Below are 16,161 nucleotides of genomic sequence, written 5' to 3'. Positions count from 1 at the left end.
GTGTGAGAGGCTTGATCTCACCCGATCAAGGGTCCTGTCAGGGTTTAAGGGGATAGGTGTCTGACGGCGATTGTGCTACCATCCGGCGGTTTTCGGGGGTGCATCGCAGTGTCCCCCCAACGCCGCAGGTCCAAGGCGTAACTCGTTGATTTGTCGTAAGTCGCCGTTGGCATCGGCCAGCGGTGGCAAGCTTCGTTCTTCTCACAGGGAGGCAACGGAGTTTCACCAGAAAAAGGAATCAGGCTTCTCATGGGCGAACTGGCCAAAGAAATCCTCCCGGTCAATATCGAAGACGAGCTGAGACAGTCCTACCTCGACTACGCCATGAGCGTGATCGTCGGTCGTGCACTGCCTGATGCACGTGATGGCTTGAAGCCCGTGCATCGCCGCGTTCTGTTTGCGATGAGTGAGCTGGGCAACGATTGGAACAAACCCTACAAGAAATCGGCCCGTGTGGTCGGTGACGTGATCGGTAAGTATCACCCGCACGGTGATACCGCGGTCTACGACACCATCGTGCGCATGGCCCAGCCGTTCTCGCTGCGCTACCTGCTGGTCGATGGCCAGGGCAACTTCGGTTCCGTGGACGGCGACAACGCCGCCGCCATGCGCTACACCGAAGTGCGCATGACCAAGCTGGCCCACGAGCTGCTGGCCGACCTGCACAAGGAAACCGTCGACTGGGTGCCCAACTACGACGGCACCGAGTTGATCCCTGCGGTCATGCCGACGCGCATCCCCAACCTGCTGGTCAACGGGTCCAGCGGTATCGCCGTGGGCATGGCGACCAACATCCCGCCGCACAACCTGGGCGAGGTGCTCGACGGCTGCCTGGCGGTCATCGACAACCCGGACGTCACCATCGATGAACTGATGCAGTTCATTCCCGGGCCGGACTTCCCGACTGCCGCCATCATCAACGGTCGCCAGGGCATCATCGAGGCGTACCGTACCGGTCGTGGCCGGATCTACATGCGCGCGCGCTCCCATGTCGAGGACATCGACAAGGTCGGCGGTCGTCAGCAGATCGTCGTCACCGAGCTGCCGTACCAGTTGAACAAGGCCCGCCTGATCGAAAAGATCGCCGAGCTGGTGAAAGAGAAGAAGCTCGAAGGCATCTCCGAGTTGCGCGACGAGTCCGACAAGGACGGCATGCGCATCGTCATCGAGCTGCGCCGCGGTGAAGTGCCGGAGGTGATCCTCAACAACCTCTACGCCCAGACCCAGCTGCAGGCCGTGTTCGGGATCAACATCGTTGCCCTGATCGACAACCGTCCGCGCATTCTCAACCTCAAGGACCTGCTCGAGGCCTTCGTTCGCCACCGCCGTGAAGTCGTCACCCGGCGCACCGTGTTCGAACTGCGCAAGGCGCGCGAGCGCGGCCACATTCTCGAAGGCCAGGCGGTTGCGCTGTCCAACATCGATCCGGTCATCGCCCTGATCAAGGCCTCGCCAACGCCGTCCGAGGCCAAGGAAGCGCTGATCAGCACGCCGTGGGAGTCCAGCGCCGTGGTGGCCATGGTCGAGCGTGCCGGTGCCGAGTCCTCGCGTCCGGAAAACCTCGATCCACAGTACGGCCTGCGCGACGGCAAGTATTTCCTGTCTCCGGAACAGGCCCAGGCCATCCTCGAGCTGCGCCTGCATCGCCTGACCGGTCTGGAGCACGAAAAGCTGCTGGCCGAGTACCAGGAGATCCTCAACCAGATCGCCGAGCTGATCCGCATCCTCAACAGCGCCGAGCGCCTGATGGAAGTGATCCGCGAGGAACTGGAACTGATTCGCTCCGAATATGGCGATGTGCGCCGGACCGAGATCCTCGATTCGCGCCTCGATCTGACGCTGGGCGACATGATCCCGGAAGAAGAGCGCGTGGTGACCATTTCCCACAGTGGTTACGCCAAGACCCAGCCGCTGTCGTCCTACCAGGCCCAGCGCCGGGGCGGCAAGGGCAAGTCGGCCACCGGCGTCAAGGACGAGGACTACATCTCGCACCTGCTGGTCGCCAACAGCCATGCCACGCTGCTGCTGTTTTCCAGCAAGGGCAAGGTGTACTGGCTCAAGACCTATGAAATTCCCGAGGCGTCCCGTGCTGCGCGCGGCCGTCCGCTGGTCAACCTGCTGCCGCTGGATGATGGCGAGTACATCACCACCATGCTGCAGATCGACCTCGAGGCCCTGCAGGCCACCGCTGGCGCCGACGAAGACCTCGACGACGCCGACGATACCGTTATCGAAGGCGAAATCGTCGAGGCCGAAGAAGTCGTCGAAGCCGTTGAAGGCGACGAGGGCGACACCCCCGAACTGGTGGCCGAGCCTACCGGTGCCTATATCTTCATGGCGACCGCCTTCGGTACGGTCAAGAAGACGCCGTTGGCGCAGTTCGCCCGTCCGCGCTCCAGCGGCTTGATCGCCTTGAAACTCAAGGAAGGCGACACTCTGATCGCCGCAGCCATCACCGACGGCGCCAAGGAAGTCATGCTGTTCTCCGACGCCGGCAAGGTGATCCGCTTCGCCGAAGGCGTGGTGCGGCAGATGGGCCGTGGTGCCCGCGGTATCCGCGGCATGCGCCTGGGCAAGGGCCAGCAGCTGATTTCCATGCTGATCCCCGAATCCGGCGCGCAGATTCTCACCGCCTCCGAACGCGGCTTCGGCAAGCGCACGCCGTTGAGCAAGTTCCCCCGTCGCGGCCGTGGCGGCCAGGGCGTGATCGCCATGGTCACCAAGGAGCGCAACGGCAAGCTGGTCGGCGCGATCCAGTCCCAGGAAGGTGAAGAGATCATGCTCATCTCCGACCAGGGCACGCTGGTGCGCACCCGTGTTGGCGAAGTCTCCAGCCTTGGCCGCAACACCCAGGGCGTGACCCTGATCAAGCTGGTCACCGACGAGAAGCTGGTGGGCCTGGAGCGAGTCCAAGAGCCATCGGAAGTCGAGGATGACGAGCTGGAAGAGGGTGTCGAAGGCGTTGAAAGCGCCGAAGGCGGCGATGCGGTCGATTCCGAAGTGGCCCAGGGTGATGTCGAGCCCGATGCCGCCGACGAAGCGCCCGATGAGTAAGCTGTAGGGCAGGGGATTGGGCGGTGCGCCCTTCGCGGGCAGAGCCCGCTCCCACAAGTTCTCCGTTGCATCGGGAGCCTCGTGGGAGCGGTCAGCCGCCGCGAAGGCAGCACCGCCGATCTTCCGGCGGACACACCCGGGCCAGGCCCGAATTCAAGCAGAGCGAGAGTGGATGTGAGCAATCGAGCCTTTAACTTCTGCGCAGGCCCCGCTGCGCTTCCCGAAGCTGTGCTGCAGCGCGCCCAGGCGGAAATGCTGAACTGGCGTGGCAAGGGCCTTTCGGTGATGGAGATGAGCCATCGCAGCGAGGACTACACCGCCATCGCCGAAAAGGCCGAACAAGACCTGCGCGACCTGCTTGGCGTCCCGTCCAACTACAAGGTCCTGTTCCTGCAGGGTGGCGCCAGCCAGCAGTTCGCCGAAATCCCTCTGAACCTGCTTCCCGAAAGCGGCACGGCGGACTACGTCGAAACCGGTATCTGGTCGAAGAAGGCCATCGAGGAAGCGCGTCGCTACGGCAACATCAATGTCGCTGCCAGCGCCAAGCCCTACGACTACCTGGCCATCCCCGGCCAGAACGAGTGGAAACTGACGCCCGGCGCGGCCTACGTCCATTACGCTTCCAATGAAACCATCGGTGGCCTGCAGTTCGACTGGGTGCCGCAGACCGGTGATACGCCACTGGTCGTCGACATGTCCTCGGACATTCTCTCGCGTCCCATTGACGTGTCCCAGTTCGGCTTGATCTATGCCGGCGCGCAGAAGAACATCGGCCCCAGCGGCCTGGTCGTGGTGATCGTGCGCGAAGACCTGCTGGGCAAGGCGCGCAGCGCCTGTCCGACCATGCTCGATTACCGGATCGCTGCCGACAACGGCTCGATGTACAACACGCCTGCGACCTACTCCTGGTACCTCTCGGGCCTGGTGTTCGAGTGGCTCAAGGAGCAGGGCGGCGTCGCGGCCATGGAAGCCCGCAACTGTGCCAAGAAAGACCGCCTGTACGGCTTCATCGATGCCAGCGATTTCTACAGCAACCCGATCTCGGTCAACGCCCGGTCCTGGATGAACGTGCCGTTCCGTCTGGCCGACGAGCGTCTGGACAAGGCATTCCTGGCCGGCGCCGATGCGCGCGGTCTGCTCAACCTCAAGGGTCACCGTTCGGTCGGTGGCATGCGCGCCTCCATCTACAACGCCCTGGGCCTTGACGCCATCGAAGCGCTGGTCGGCTACATGGCGGAGTTCGAAAAGGAAAACGGCTGATGTCCGAACATGAACTCAAAGCCTTGCGGGTACGCATCGACAGCCTCGACGAAAAGATTCTCGAGCTGATCAGTGATCGCGCCCGCTGTGCCGAAGAAGTCGCGCGGGTGAAGATGGCCGCGCTGGCCGAAGGCGAGGTGCCGGTGTTCTATCGGCCCGAGCGCGAGGCGCAAGTGCTCAAGCGGGTCATGGAGCGCAACAAGGGGCCGCTGAGCAACGAGGAGATGGCGCGCCTGTTCCGCGAGGTCATGTCATCCTGCCTGGCGCTGGAGAACCCGCTCAAGGTCGCCTACCTGGGCCCCGAGGGCACCTTCACCCAGGCAGCTGCCATGAAGCACTTCGGCCACGCTGTGATCAGCAAGCCCATGGCGGCGATCGACGAAGTGTTCCGCGAGGTGGTTGCAGGTGCGGTCAACTTCGGCGTGGTGCCGGTGGAAAACTCCACCGAAGGCGCGGTGAACCACACCCTCGACAGCTTCCTCGAACACGACATGGTGATCTGCGGCGAAGTCGAACTGCGCATCCACCACCACCTGCTGATCGGCGACAACACCAAGACCGACAGCATCAGTCGCATCTATTCCCACGCACAGTCGCTGGCGCAATGCCGCAAGTGGCTGGACGCGCACTACCCGAACGTCGAGCGCATCGCGGTCGCCAGCAATGCCGAGGCGGCCAAGCGGGTCAAGGGCGAATGGAACTCGGCGGCCATCGCCGGCGACATGGCTGCCGGCCTGTATGGCCTGGAGCGCCTGGCCGAGAAGATCGAAGACCGTCCGGACAACGCCACACGGTTCCTCATCATCGGCAGCCAGGAAGTGCCGCCCACCGGCGACGACAAGACCTCGATCATCGTGTCCATGAGCAACCGGCCGGGTGCGCTGCACGAGCTGCTGGTGCCGTTTCACGACAACGGCATCGACCTTACCCGAATCGAGACGCGGCCATCGCGCAGCGGCAAATGGACCTACGTGTTCTTCATCGACTTCATCGGCCATCACCGCGACCCGTTGATCAAGGGCGTGCTGGAGCAGATCAGTCAGGAAGCCGTGGCACTCAAGGTGCTGGGCTCATACCCCAAAGCGGTTCTTTAACAGAAGGGTTAGTACGCATGACCGATTTCCTTGCCCTGGCCCAGACCGGCGTTCAACAACTGTCCCCCTACGTTCCCGGCAAGCCGGTGGATGAGCTGGCCAGAGAGCTGAACCTGGATCCGGCCAACATCATCAAGTTGGCCAGCAACGAGAACCCGTTGGGTGCAAGCCCCAAGACCCGTGCCGCGATCGAACGCGAACTGGCCGAGCTCACACGCTACCCCGACGGCAACGGCTTCGACCTCAAGACCCTGCTGGCGCAGCAGTGCCGCGTACAGCTGGACCAGGTGACCCTGGGCAACGGCTCCAACGACATTCTCGAACTGGTCGCCCGAGCCTACCTGGCACCGGGCTTGAACGCGGTGTTCAGCGAGCACGCCTTTGCCGTCTATCCATTGGTCGTGCAGGCCGTGAATGCCGGTGCGCGGGTCATCCCGGCCAGGCAGTTCGGCCATGACCTGCCGGCGATGCTGGCAGCGATCGACGACAAGACCCGCGTGGTGTTCCTGGCCAACCCGAACAACCCGACCGGCACCTGGTTCGGCCCGCAGGCGCTGGAAGACTTCCTCGCCGCGGTCCCGCCCAGCGTGGTCGTGGTGCTCGACGAGGCCTATATCGAGTACGCCGTCGGTGGCGAGCTTCCCGACGGCCTCGACTACCTGGCGCGCTACCCGAATCTGCTGGTCTCGCGCACCTTTTCCAAGGCCTATGGCCTGGCCGGGCTGCGGGTAGGCTATGGCCTGTCTTCGCCGGTCATTGCCGATGTGCTCAACCGTGTCCGCCAGCCGTTCAACGTGAACAGCCTGGCATTGGCTGCCGCCTGCGCGGCGCTGATGGACACCGACTACCTGCAGCGCAGCCGCGAACTCAACAGTGCCGGCATGCAGCAGCTGGAGGCGGGGTTCGCCGAGCTGGGCCTGGACTGGATTCCTTCCAAGGGCAATTTCATTGCCGTGGACGTGGGTCGCGTTGCCGGGCCGGTCTATCAGGGCCTGCTGCGCGAAGGGGTGATCGTGCGCCCGGTGGCCGGCTACGGCATGCCCAACCACTTGCGCGTGACCATCGGTCTGGCCACGGAAAACAGCCGTTTCCTGGAGGCGTTGCGCCTGGTGCTGGCCCGTGTCTGAGTTCACGCAATTGCAACCGGGCGCTGCCAGAATAGGCCGCCTGGTGGTTGTGGGGCTGGGACTGATCGGCGGCTCGTTCGCCAAGGGCATCAAGCAAAGTGGCTTGGCTGACGAAGTGGTGGGGGTCGATCTCGATTCGCGCGCCTGCCTGCGGGCCGTCGAGTTGGGCGTGGTCGACCGCTGCGAAAGCGAGCTGGCCCGTGCCTGTGTCGGCGCCGATGTGATCCAGTTGGCGGTGCCGATCCTGGGCATGGAAAAATTGCTGGCGGCCCTGGCCCGGCTTGACCTGGGCCGAGCCGTGATCACCGATGTCGGCAGCGCCAAGGGCAATGTGGTACGGGCCTTTCGCGACGCTTTTGGCGGGGACCTGTCACGCTTCGTTCCGGGCCATCCGATCGCCGGTTCAGAGCAGAGCGGGGTAGAGGCGGCCAATGCCGAGCTGTTCAAGCGGCACAAGGTGATCCTCACGCCGTTGGCCGAAACTGCGCCCGATGCGTTGCAATGCGTCGATGGCCTGTGGCGCGCCCTGGGTGCGGACGTCGAGCACATGCAGGTCGAGCGTCACGACGAGGTGCTTGCCGCCACCAGTCACCTGCCGCACCTGCTGGCGTTCGGCCTGGTCGATTCGCTGGCCAAGCGCAGTGAAAACCTGGAAATCTTCCGCTACGCTGCGGGCGGTTTCCGTGATTTCACGAGGATCGCCGGCAGTGACCCGGTCATGTGGCACGACATCTTCCTCGCCAACCGCGAGGCTGTACTGCGCACACTCGATACATTTCGCAGCGATCTCGACGCCCTGCGCGACGCGGTCGATGCAGGGGATGGGCATCACCTGCTGGGCGTGTTCACACGCGCCAAGGTGGCCCGCGAGCATTTCAGTAAAATCCTGGCCCGTCGGGCCTATGTGGACGCTATGAACTCCAACGACGACCTGATCTTCCTGGGCAAACCCGGTGGCAGCCTCAAGGGCCGCATTCGCGTACCGGGTGACAAATCCATTTCGCACCGCTCGATCATGCTCGGCTCCCTGGCCGAGGGCACTACCGAAGTCGAAGGCTTCCTCGAAGGCGAGGACGCCTTGGCGACCCTGCAGGCCTTCCGCGACATGGGCGTGGTCATCGAAGGTCCCAACCAGGGCCGGGTGACCATCCATGGTGTCGGTCTGCATGGCCTGCAGGCGCCGCCCGGGCCGATCTACCTGGGCAACTCCGGGACCTCGATGCGCCTGCTCGCCGGCATTCTTGCGGCGCAGAGCTTCGACACCACGTTGACCGGCGATGCCTCGCTGTCCAAGCGCCCGATGAACCGCGTGGCCAACCCGCTGCGGGAAATGGGCGCGGTCATCGAGACGGCGGCCGAGGGTCGTCCGCCGATGGTCATTCGCGGCGGGCAGCGGCTCAAGGCGCTCGACTACACGCTGCCGATGGCCTCCGCGCAGGTCAAATCCTGCCTGCTGCTGGCCGGATTGTGGGCCGAAGGCAGGACGACCACCACCGAGCCGGCACCGACCCGCGACCACACCGAGCGGATGCTGCGCGGCTTCGGTTATCCGGTCGAGGTCAATGGCCCGCAGGCGTCGGTCGAGTCCGGCCACACGTTGAAGGCGACCCACATCGAAGTGCCCGGCGATATCTCGTCCTCCGCATTCTTCCTGGTGGCCGCCTCGATCGCCGAAGGCTCGGACCTGACCCTGGAGCACGTGGGTATCAACCCGACGCGCACCGGTGTCATCGATATCCTGCGCCTGATGGGTGCCGACATCACCCTGGAAAACCAGCGTGAAGTGGGTGGCGAGCCGGTTGCCGACCTGCACGTGCGGGCGGCTCGACTCAAGGGTATCGAGATCCCCGAGGCGCTGGTCCCCCTGGCAATCGACGAGTTCCCGGTGCTGTTCGTGGCCGCGGCCTGCGCCGAAGGGCGCACCGTGCTGCGCGGCGCCGAAGAGCTGCGAGTCAAGGAATCCGACCGTATCCAGGTCATGGCCGACGGCCTGCTGGCGCTCGGTGTAAAATGCGAGCCGACCGCAGACGGCATCATCATCGACGGCGTCGGTCACGGACTACCGGCCATGGGCGGCGGCGAAGTCCACGGCCACGGCGACCACCGCATCGCCATGGCCTTCAGTATTGCCTCGCTGCGCGCCAGTGCGCCGATCCGCATCCACGACTGCGCCAACGTCGCCACTTCGTTCCCCAACTTCCTCGGTCTCTGCGCCCAGGTGGGTATCAACGTGGCCGAAGAGGGCGCGTCGTGAACCAGGCGCCGGTCATCACCATCGACGGGCCAAGCGGTTCGGGCAAGGGCACCATCGCCGGTATCCTCGCCAAGCGCCTGGGCTGGAAGCTGCTCGATTCAGGCGCGCTGTATCGCTTGCTGGCCTACGCGGCACGCAACCATGGCGTCGATCTGAGCAACGAAGCGTCGCTGATGGTGATGGCAGCCCATCTCGATGTGCAGTTCATCGCCGCCGCCGACGGCCAGCCCCAGCGCATCGTGCTGGAAGGCGACGACGTCACCCGCGACATCCGCAACGAGCAGGTGGGTGCCGGCGCCTCCCAGGTCGCTGCCCTGCCAGCAGTGCGCGACGCGCTGTTGCAGCGCCAGCGGGCATTCCAGGAGTCACCGGGCCTGGTGGCCGACGGTCGCGACATGGGCACGGTGGTATTCCCCGAAGCGGCATTGAAGGTGTTCCTCACCGCCAGCGCGGAGGAACGTGCCCGCAGGCGTTACTTGCAGTTGAAGGCAGCGGGCAACGATGTTAGTCTGTCGAGTCTGCTAGATGAGATACGTGCACGCGATGAGCGTGACACCCAGCGCGCAGTGGCCCCGCTCAAGCCGGCGGCCGATGCCATACAGCTGGATTCCACGGAGTTGTCCATCGAGCAGGTGTTGGAACGCATCATGAGCGAGATCGCACTACGCGACATCGCCGGGTGACGAAGAAGCCATACGGGAACCCAGTCAACATCCCGGTGGCTTTCTTTTACTTGAACGAAACCCACGTTGTCTGGAGCGTGGCTGATGGGCGTATGTTTCGCCCAAATCTACAGGAATTAAAATGAGCGAAAGCTTTGCAGAACTCTTTGAAGAAAGCCTAAAAACTCTCAATCTTCAGCCAGGCGCAATCATCACCGGTATCGTTGTCGATATCGACGGTGACTGGGTTACTGTCCACGCCGGCCTGAAGTCCGAGGGTGTCATCCCGCTCGAGCAGTTCTACAACGACGCTGGCGAACTGACCATCAAGGTCGGTGACGAAGTTCACGTTGCGCTGGACGCGGTAGAAGACGGCTTTGGCGAAACCAAGCTGTCCCGCGAAAAAGCCAAGCGTGCCGAGTGCTGGATCGTTCTGGAAGCAGCTTTCGCCGCCGAGGAAGTGGTCAAGGGCGTTATCAACGGTAAGGTTAAAGGCGGCTTCACTGTCGACGTTAACGGCATCCGTGCGTTCCTGCCTGGTTCCCTGGTCGATGTCCGCCCTGTGCGCGACACCACCCACCTGGAAGGTAAAGAGCTCGAATTCAAGGTCATCAAGCTGGACCAGAAGCGCAACAACGTTGTCGTTTCCCGTCGCAGTGTCCTGGAAGCCGAGAACTCCGCCGAGCGCGAAGCTCTGCTGGAATCCCTGCAGGAAGGTCAGCAAGTCAAGGGTATCGTCAAGAACCTCACGGATTACGGCGCATTCGTCGATCTGGGTGGCGTCGATGGCCTGCTGCACATCACCGACATGGCCTGGAAGCGCATCAAGCATCCATCGGAAATCGTCAACGTTGGCGACGAGATCGATGTCAAGGTCCTGAAGTACGACCGCGAGCGCAACCGTGTTTCCCTGGGCTTGAAGCAGCTGGGCGAAGATCCATGGGTTGCCATCAAGGCACGTTACCCAGAGAGCACCCGCGTCATGGCGCGCGTCACCAACCTGACCGACTACGGCTGCTTCGCAGAGCTGGAAGAAGGCGTGGAAGGCCTGGTACACGTTTCCGAAATGGACTGGACCAACAAGAACATCCACCCTTCGAAAGTCGTACAAGTCGGCGACGAAGTGGAAGTCATGGTTCTGGACATCGACGAAGAGCGTCGTCGTATCTCCCTGGGCATCAAGCAGTGCAAGTCGAACCCGTGGGAAGACTTCTCTGGCCAGTTCAACAAGGGTGACAAGATCTCCGGCACCATCAAGTCGATCACCGATTTCGGTATCTTCATTGGTCTGGACGGCGGCATCGACGGTCTGGTTCACCTGTCCGACATCTCCTGGAACGAAGTGGGCGAAGAAGCCGTACGTCGTTTCAAGAAGGGCGACGAGCTCGACACCGTCATCCTGTCGGTAGATCCAGAGCGCGAGCGCATCTCCCTGGGCATCAAGCAGCTGGAAGAAGATCCGTTCTCCGACTACGTGTCTGCCAATGACAAGGGCGCTATTGTTCGCGGTATCGTCAAGGAAGTTGACGCCAAGGGCGCTGTCATCACCCTGGCCGACGACATCGAAGCCACTTTGAAAGCTTCCGAAATCAGCCGTGACCGCGTTGAAGACGCGCGCAACGTTCTGAAGGAAGGCGAAGAAGTCGAAGCCAAGATCATCAGCGTCGACCGCAAGTCCCGCGTCATCCAACTGTCGATCAAATCGAAAGACGTTGAAGACGAGAAAGAAGCTATCCAGAGCCTGCGCGAGAAGCCAGCCACTTCGGATATCGCTGCCGGTCCGACCACTCTGGGCGACCTGCTGCGTGCTCAGATGGAAAAGCAGAACTAAGTTCTGTTTGACCTGTAGAAAAAGGGCGACTTCGGTCGCCCTTTTTTGTGCCTGCGATTCGTGCCGTGTCGAGAGTTGAACGCGGCGGGCGCCGAACTAACCCCGACCTCGGATGCTCAAAGGGATAAGTGAATACCCAAGGATCTCCAGGGATGAAAACCGTAGTAACCGCAGTGCTGTTCGTCGTAGTGGGTCTGACATCCGCATGCTCCACCACGTCGGTGGTCAAACGAGATTATCGGGGCATGCAGGCATTGCAGATCAATTGCAGTGGCCTGGGCTCGTCCTGGGGCAAGTGCTATGACAAAGCGCAGCATGCCTGCCGCGCGATGGGCTACAAAGTCCTGGCGAAGACTTCCGATATCAAGGAAGAGCCCGAAGACGGCTTCCTCGGCTGGAATCCGGGCATGGCCAGCCGAACCATGTTCGTGCGCTGCAATGGTCAAGGTTGAGTAGCCCTTGAAGTTGCTCCAGCTGACCTGCGGCTGGCAAATGGCATACGAATGGTTACAAACTTTTCCGTCACGTCTCTGACACCCGCCTGAAGTAAATTAGCAATCGGCCATCTACTTGGATAGGGTAGGTGGTGTATTGCCAGTCATCGTTTTCGATTGAATTCCTGCTCCTTGAACCCGTGTCCCTCCCAGAAGTAGACAAGGCCCGAGTCATGAAATTTACCCTGCTCATCGCAGCATTGCTGCTGGTGACCGCCTGCGCCGCCACCTCCACGTCCCACGGCAAGCGCGGCAGTCGTGGATTGCACATCACCTGTTCCGGGCTGACCTCGTCCTGGGGCCAGTGCGAGAAAGAGGCCGAATCGGCCTGCGGCCCTGCCGGTTACCGTACCCTCGCCAAGTCCAGCGACGTCAAGGAAGAACCGGACGACTATGTCTTCGGCCTCAACCCCGCGGGTTATTCCACGCGCAGCATGATCGTCAAATGCCGCAAGAGCACTGCGTTCAAATAGGGCACGCACAACTCATTTTCAAGAAGTCAAGAGTCGGGCTGTTCAAATCTGTCAAGCCATGCTAAAACCTTCTAAGCACTGATCTAGCTGCTTGATAAAGAAGGGAAAAATATGACGAAGTCGGAATTGATCGAACGTATTGTCACCCATCAAGGTCTACTTTCATCCAAGGATGTGGAATTGGCCATCAAGACCATGCTCGAGCAAATGTCGCAGTGCCTGGCTACAGGTGACAGGATCGAGATACGTGGTTTCGGCAGCTTTTCCCTGCACTATCGCGCCCCTCGGGTCGGGCGCAATCCCAAGACCGGGCAGTCGGTGAGCCTGGATGGCAAGTTCGTTCCGCATTTCAAGCCCGGCAAGGAATTGCGTGATCGGGTGAACGAAGACGAAGAGCTCGCTTGATCGACGTTGAAGGAGAAGGCTTTGCGTAATCTCAAGAAGTTGCTGCTGGTGCTGATTTTCCTGGCAGTCGCTGCTGTCGTGCTGGTGTTCGTACTGGAGAACCAACAGGCCGTTGCGTTGAGCGCTCTTGGTTGGTCCACCCCGTCGTTGCCAGTGTCTGTGTTCGTGTTGGCAGGCGTGCTGGCAGGCATGCTGATCGGCCCATTGTTCGGCTGGTATATCGCCCTGAGCAGCAAGCACCGTTGGCGCAAGCAGCTGCGCGCCAAGGCCCGGGCGGAGCAACGTGCAACCCTGGCCGCTGCATCCACCGATTCGAAAGCCACTGTCGCCGCACCCCAGCAGGCGGTGATCAAGTAATACGCCCTGAGGGTTCCGTATCCACTGCGGAAACATCGCGTATTACCGCGTGTCCTGAGCGAACGGCATTTCCTGCGCCGTGCCAGCGCGTTCTGTTGCACAATAGCCGCAGACCGTTTTCCAGGACCCATAATGTCATTTCCATTCCGTTACGGGCGACACCTTCCAGGCGCCGTGCTGGTTCTTGCATGGCTCGGCATGGCAGGGTGTTCCTCCCCCAAGACCGCCATCTACGAACATGAAAATTTTGCTGACTCAGGTACGTTTTCTCGAAACTACCCGGTCAGCGATATCGCCTCCTGTGAAGCCGCGCGTCGGGCATTGCTGAGCCAGGGCTACATCATCACCAGCAACGATCCGCGTCAGGTGAGTGGACACAAGAGCTTCCAGCAGACCGGCGAGAGTCATCTCGAGATCAGTTTCAACGTAGTCTGCGTCGCCGATGCCAACAGCGAGCGCAGCTCCACGCTGTTCGCCAATGCGCTGCAGGATCGCTATGCGCTGAAGAAGGTCAACAACTCGGCAAGCGTAGGCGTGGGGGTGCTGGGTTCGGTCTCGATGCCGATCGGTTCCACCGACGATTCCATGGTCAAGGTGGCCAGTGAAACGGTGGCGTCGGACAAGTTCTACGACCGTTATTTCTCTCTGGTGGAGAGCTTCATGCCCGTGCCGGCGAAGAAGGTCGTATCGACCCCGCCTGCCAAGGATGAGCTGGGCATGCCGGACACTGCAGCGGCGGCCCCCGCTGCATCTGCAACGCCTGCGACTGTGAAGCCAGTCGTGCCAGTAGCCGCGCCGCTGGTTCCGCCGACTCCGCCCGCTCAGGCGCAGCAGGCAGAGGTGGTGCCCGAACAGGAGGCTTCGCAGCCTGTCGCGCCCCCGGCACAACCGGCGCCCATCGAAGTCATCCCGGTTCCCGAGGCCACCCAGGCGACGCCTGAGGCCGTACCGCAGGCGCCCTCTGTAGAGGCGCCCGTTTCGCAGCCCTGAGCGAGCGCTGGGGTCACTGACGGCTGGCGCGGCGGTACTCGCCGGGCGTCATTGCGCACCAGCGCTTGAAGGCGCGCTGAAAAGCCTCGGCCGAGGTGAATCCCAGCAGGTAGGCTATTTCGCCGAATGCAAGTTCGGTGTCGCGGATGTAGGTCTGCGCCAGGTCACGGCGGGTGTCGTTGAGAATCGAGCGGAACTGCGTGCCCTCGTGGGTCAGCTTGCGCCGCAAGGTCCAGGCCGGCATCTTCAGGCAGGCAGCGATTTCGTCCAGCGTCGGCTCGCGTCCGCCGTTGAGCTGTGAACCCAGCAGTTGGGCGACCCGCTCGCCAACGGTGCGCACGCGCGTCAAACGCTCCAGTTCCTGTTCACACAGCTGCAACAAATGCTGCCAGGTGCTCGGGCAGTGCTCGGGGTTGCGCAGGTTCAGGCTGGCATGGGTCAGGCGCAGCTGGTTGTGCTCGCAGTTGAAGGCGGTATGGGCGGGGTAGTGTGCTGCATAGCCGGGCGGGTCGAACTCGATTTCCATCCGCTGTGCAATCACGTTCTGCCCGGCAAGTACAGTCAGTTGCTGCAGCCAGCCGGTCAGCAGCGAGTCCACCACAAAACGGTTGTAGGCATTGTAGGGACTGATCGAATAGAACCGCAGCCAGGCGCCTTCGCGGTCTTCGTGAAAACTCGATTGCCCGCGATAGTTGGCGGCGTACAGGGGTTCGAAACGAATCAGCGTACGGGCTGCCTCGCGCACTGTCGGTGCCTGCGCGGCCGTGACGCCGGCCAGGCCTGCCTGGCTCAGGCGGCTTGCCTGGCCGATGCGCAGGCCCAGCGCGGGGTCGCCGGTAAGGGCGATCGCCGCATGGCCCAGGCGCATGTAGCGGGCGATGGTCAGTCGCGCTCCGGCGACGTTGAGCCGGCTTGGCTCCAACCCATACTGGGCCAACAGGGGCAGCGGGTCGTGGCCATGGCTGCGCACTGCCTGTGCCAGGCTCTGGGTGAAGCCGACCGACAGGTCGCCGAGTTTGATCCGCTGGCCGCTCACGCGCCTACAGCCACAGATTGATCAAGCGCGCGCCACGCCCGTCGCCGACCTGGCCGAAACGCTCGCGTTGACGGGCGAAGCTGTGCCCTTCGTAGAACTGATTCCAGAAGTGCCCGCCCATGAACACGGTCATGCTTGCCAGTGGCGCGCTTTCTGCGACCAGCCGTTGCCAGGCCTGGGCCTCGCTGACCTCGCCGGGCAGCAGGGCGGCATCGCTCGGCGTTGGGTCGATGCGAAAGCCGCGCCAGGGCTCGGACCAGCGCCCACGCCCGAGTACCGAGGCGGGCACCGCGAGCAGCTGCACGTCTTGCTGGCGCAACTGGGCGTGACTCGCCGGATGCCAGCTGTCGGTGCCGATCAGGACGGCCAGTTTGCCCGCCGGGGTGTCGAACACGTTGAACGGTGCGTCACCCATGGGTTGCACGTAGCGGCGAGTGGGATGGCTGGTGAAATGCTGGAGCTGTGGCTGGCCCAGCACGGAGCCATCGGGCGCGAACACGACACTGGCGTTGTACAAGGCGCCGTTCCCGGTTCGCAGGCGACCCTCCACGACAGAAGGGTTGGGCAGGATGATCGAGCCTGCCACCAGGGTCACGCTGAATTGCCTGGCCAGGCCGCCAAACAGCTGCTGGTACTGCTCGGCCATGCTCGCGGCCTTCATGCGCAGGTAGGCGTCGGCGAAGCGGTCTTCGCCCTCGGCCATGGCCCAGCCGCCAAGCAGGCGCAATGGATTGCTGGCGGCCAGCCACTGTTCGGCATCGCGACGCTGCACCACTTGGTAGAACTCGTTCTTCTCGCCCACCGCCCATAACCAGGTACCGATGTGCTCGGGCAAGACCACGATGGTCTTGCTGCCGACAAGGCCTGCATCCTGGGCATGCTGCAGGTATCCGGCCAGTTTCAGGCGCAGGCGCTCGACGCTCTGGTAATCCGCCGGGAACAGCTCGGGCTGGATCCCCAGCAGATTGCCGCGCTCGGACGGCGCGCCCTCGACACCATCGAGCTCGATGCGCAGGTCGGACAGGTAGTGCCCGGCGGGGCGCTGGGTCGTCCACAGCGCGTAGGTACTCAACGCCGCCAGGCAAAGCAGGGCAACCACGGACATCAGGATTTTGCGCATGAGG

Annotated in this window: 14 protein-coding genes; 12 read left to right on the top strand and 2 right to left on the bottom strand. The window is 62.7% G+C overall.

All coding sequences use genetic code 11. From position 1 onward, the window contains the following. Positions 1-249: 249 nt before the first annotated feature. The 12 genes from gyrA to IFU31_RS16450 all read left to right on the top strand — a co-directional run bounded on the left by gyrA (position 250) and on the right by IFU31_RS16450 (position 14,001). Positions 250-3,054: a DNA gyrase subunit A gene (gyrA, locus tag IFU31_RS16505; protein WP_192103781.1), complete on the top strand. Its 2,805-nt coding sequence runs from the start codon at positions 250-252 to the stop codon at positions 3,052-3,054. Between the two features lie 174 nt (positions 3,055-3,228). Continuing rightward, positions 3,229-4,314, top strand: a complete 1,086-nt coding sequence (gene serC / locus IFU31_RS16500) for a 3-phosphoserine/phosphohydroxythreonine transaminase (protein WP_192103778.1) — start codon at positions 3,229-3,231, stop codon at positions 4,312-4,314. Then, positions 4,314-5,408: a prephenate dehydratase gene (gene pheA, locus IFU31_RS16495; protein WP_122479059.1), complete on the top strand. Its 1,095-nt coding sequence runs from the start codon at positions 4,314-4,316 to the stop codon at positions 5,406-5,408. Before serC ends, pheA begins: the two co-directional genes overlap by 1 nt. A 17-nt stretch (positions 5,409-5,425) precedes the next feature. Then, a complete protein-coding gene (gene hisC, locus IFU31_RS16490; protein WP_192103776.1) occupies positions 5,426-6,535 on the top strand; it encodes a histidinol-phosphate transaminase in 1,110 nt (369 codons plus the stop codon). Continuing rightward, positions 6,528-8,789 (top strand): bifunctional prephenate dehydrogenase/3-phosphoshikimate 1-carboxyvinyltransferase, encoded by a 2,262-nt coding sequence (locus tag IFU31_RS16485; RefSeq protein ID WP_446731040.1) that lies wholly within the window; start codon positions 6,528-6,530, stop codon positions 8,787-8,789. Before hisC ends, IFU31_RS16485 begins: the two co-directional genes overlap by 8 nt. Next, positions 8,786-9,472: a (d)CMP kinase gene (gene cmk / locus IFU31_RS16480; RefSeq protein ID WP_122479056.1), complete on the top strand. Its 687-nt coding sequence runs from the start codon at positions 8,786-8,788 to the stop codon at positions 9,470-9,472. Before IFU31_RS16485 ends, cmk begins: the two co-directional genes overlap by 4 nt. Positions 9,473-9,593: 121 nt before the next feature. Then, the gene (gene rpsA / locus IFU31_RS16475) at positions 9,594-11,282 is read left to right on the top strand and encodes a 30S ribosomal protein S1 (RefSeq protein ID WP_122479054.1); all 1,689 of its coding nucleotides are present in this window, start codon (positions 9,594-9,596) and stop codon (positions 11,280-11,282) included. A 152-nt stretch (positions 11,283-11,434) separates the two neighbouring features. Next, a complete protein-coding gene (locus IFU31_RS16470) occupies positions 11,435-11,734 on the top strand; it encodes a hypothetical protein (RefSeq protein WP_122479053.1) in 300 nt (99 codons plus the stop codon). A gap of 215 nt (positions 11,735-11,949) precedes the next feature. Next, positions 11,950-12,249 carry a hypothetical protein gene (locus IFU31_RS16465; RefSeq protein WP_192103774.1) on the top strand — a complete coding sequence of 100 codons (300 nt, stop codon included), beginning with the start codon at positions 11,950-11,952 and terminating at the stop codon, positions 12,247-12,249. 111 nt (positions 12,250-12,360) lie between these two features. Further along, entirely contained in the window at positions 12,361-12,654 is a 294-nt protein-coding gene (ihfB, locus tag IFU31_RS16460; RefSeq protein WP_043187734.1) for an integration host factor subunit beta, read from the top strand. A gap of 21 nt (positions 12,655-12,675) precedes the next feature. Beyond that, on the top strand, positions 12,676-13,011 hold the full coding sequence (locus tag IFU31_RS16455; RefSeq protein ID WP_192103772.1) for a lipopolysaccharide assembly protein LapA domain-containing protein: 336 nt from the start codon (positions 12,676-12,678) through the stop codon (positions 13,009-13,011). Between the two features lie 132 nt (positions 13,012-13,143). After that, complete coding sequence (locus IFU31_RS16450) at positions 13,144-14,001, top strand: DUF2242 domain-containing protein (protein WP_192103770.1); 858 nt, start codon at positions 13,144-13,146, stop codon at positions 13,999-14,001. A gap of 13 nt (positions 14,002-14,014) precedes the next feature. On the opposite strand, the gene IFU31_RS16445 is transcribed toward IFU31_RS16450, so the two are convergent. Beyond that, positions 14,015-15,037: an AraC family transcriptional regulator ligand-binding domain-containing protein gene (locus IFU31_RS16445; protein ID WP_192057481.1), complete on the bottom strand. Its 1,023-nt coding sequence runs from the start codon at positions 15,035-15,037 to the stop codon at positions 14,015-14,017. Between the two features lie 4 nt (positions 15,038-15,041). Then, a complete protein-coding gene (locus IFU31_RS16440) occupies positions 15,042-16,157 on the bottom strand; it encodes a nitrilase-related carbon-nitrogen hydrolase (protein WP_192103874.1) in 1,116 nt (371 codons plus the stop codon). Positions 16,158-16,161 lie beyond the last annotated feature (4 nt).

The organism is Pseudomonas sp. CFBP 13602 (assembly GCF_014842725.1).
GTDB classification, from domain to species: domain Bacteria; phylum Pseudomonadota; class Gammaproteobacteria; order Pseudomonadales; family Pseudomonadaceae; genus Aquipseudomonas; species Aquipseudomonas baltica.
Note: the sequence above shows the minus strand (reverse complement) of the source record. Positions and strands in the feature narration are given on the sequence as shown.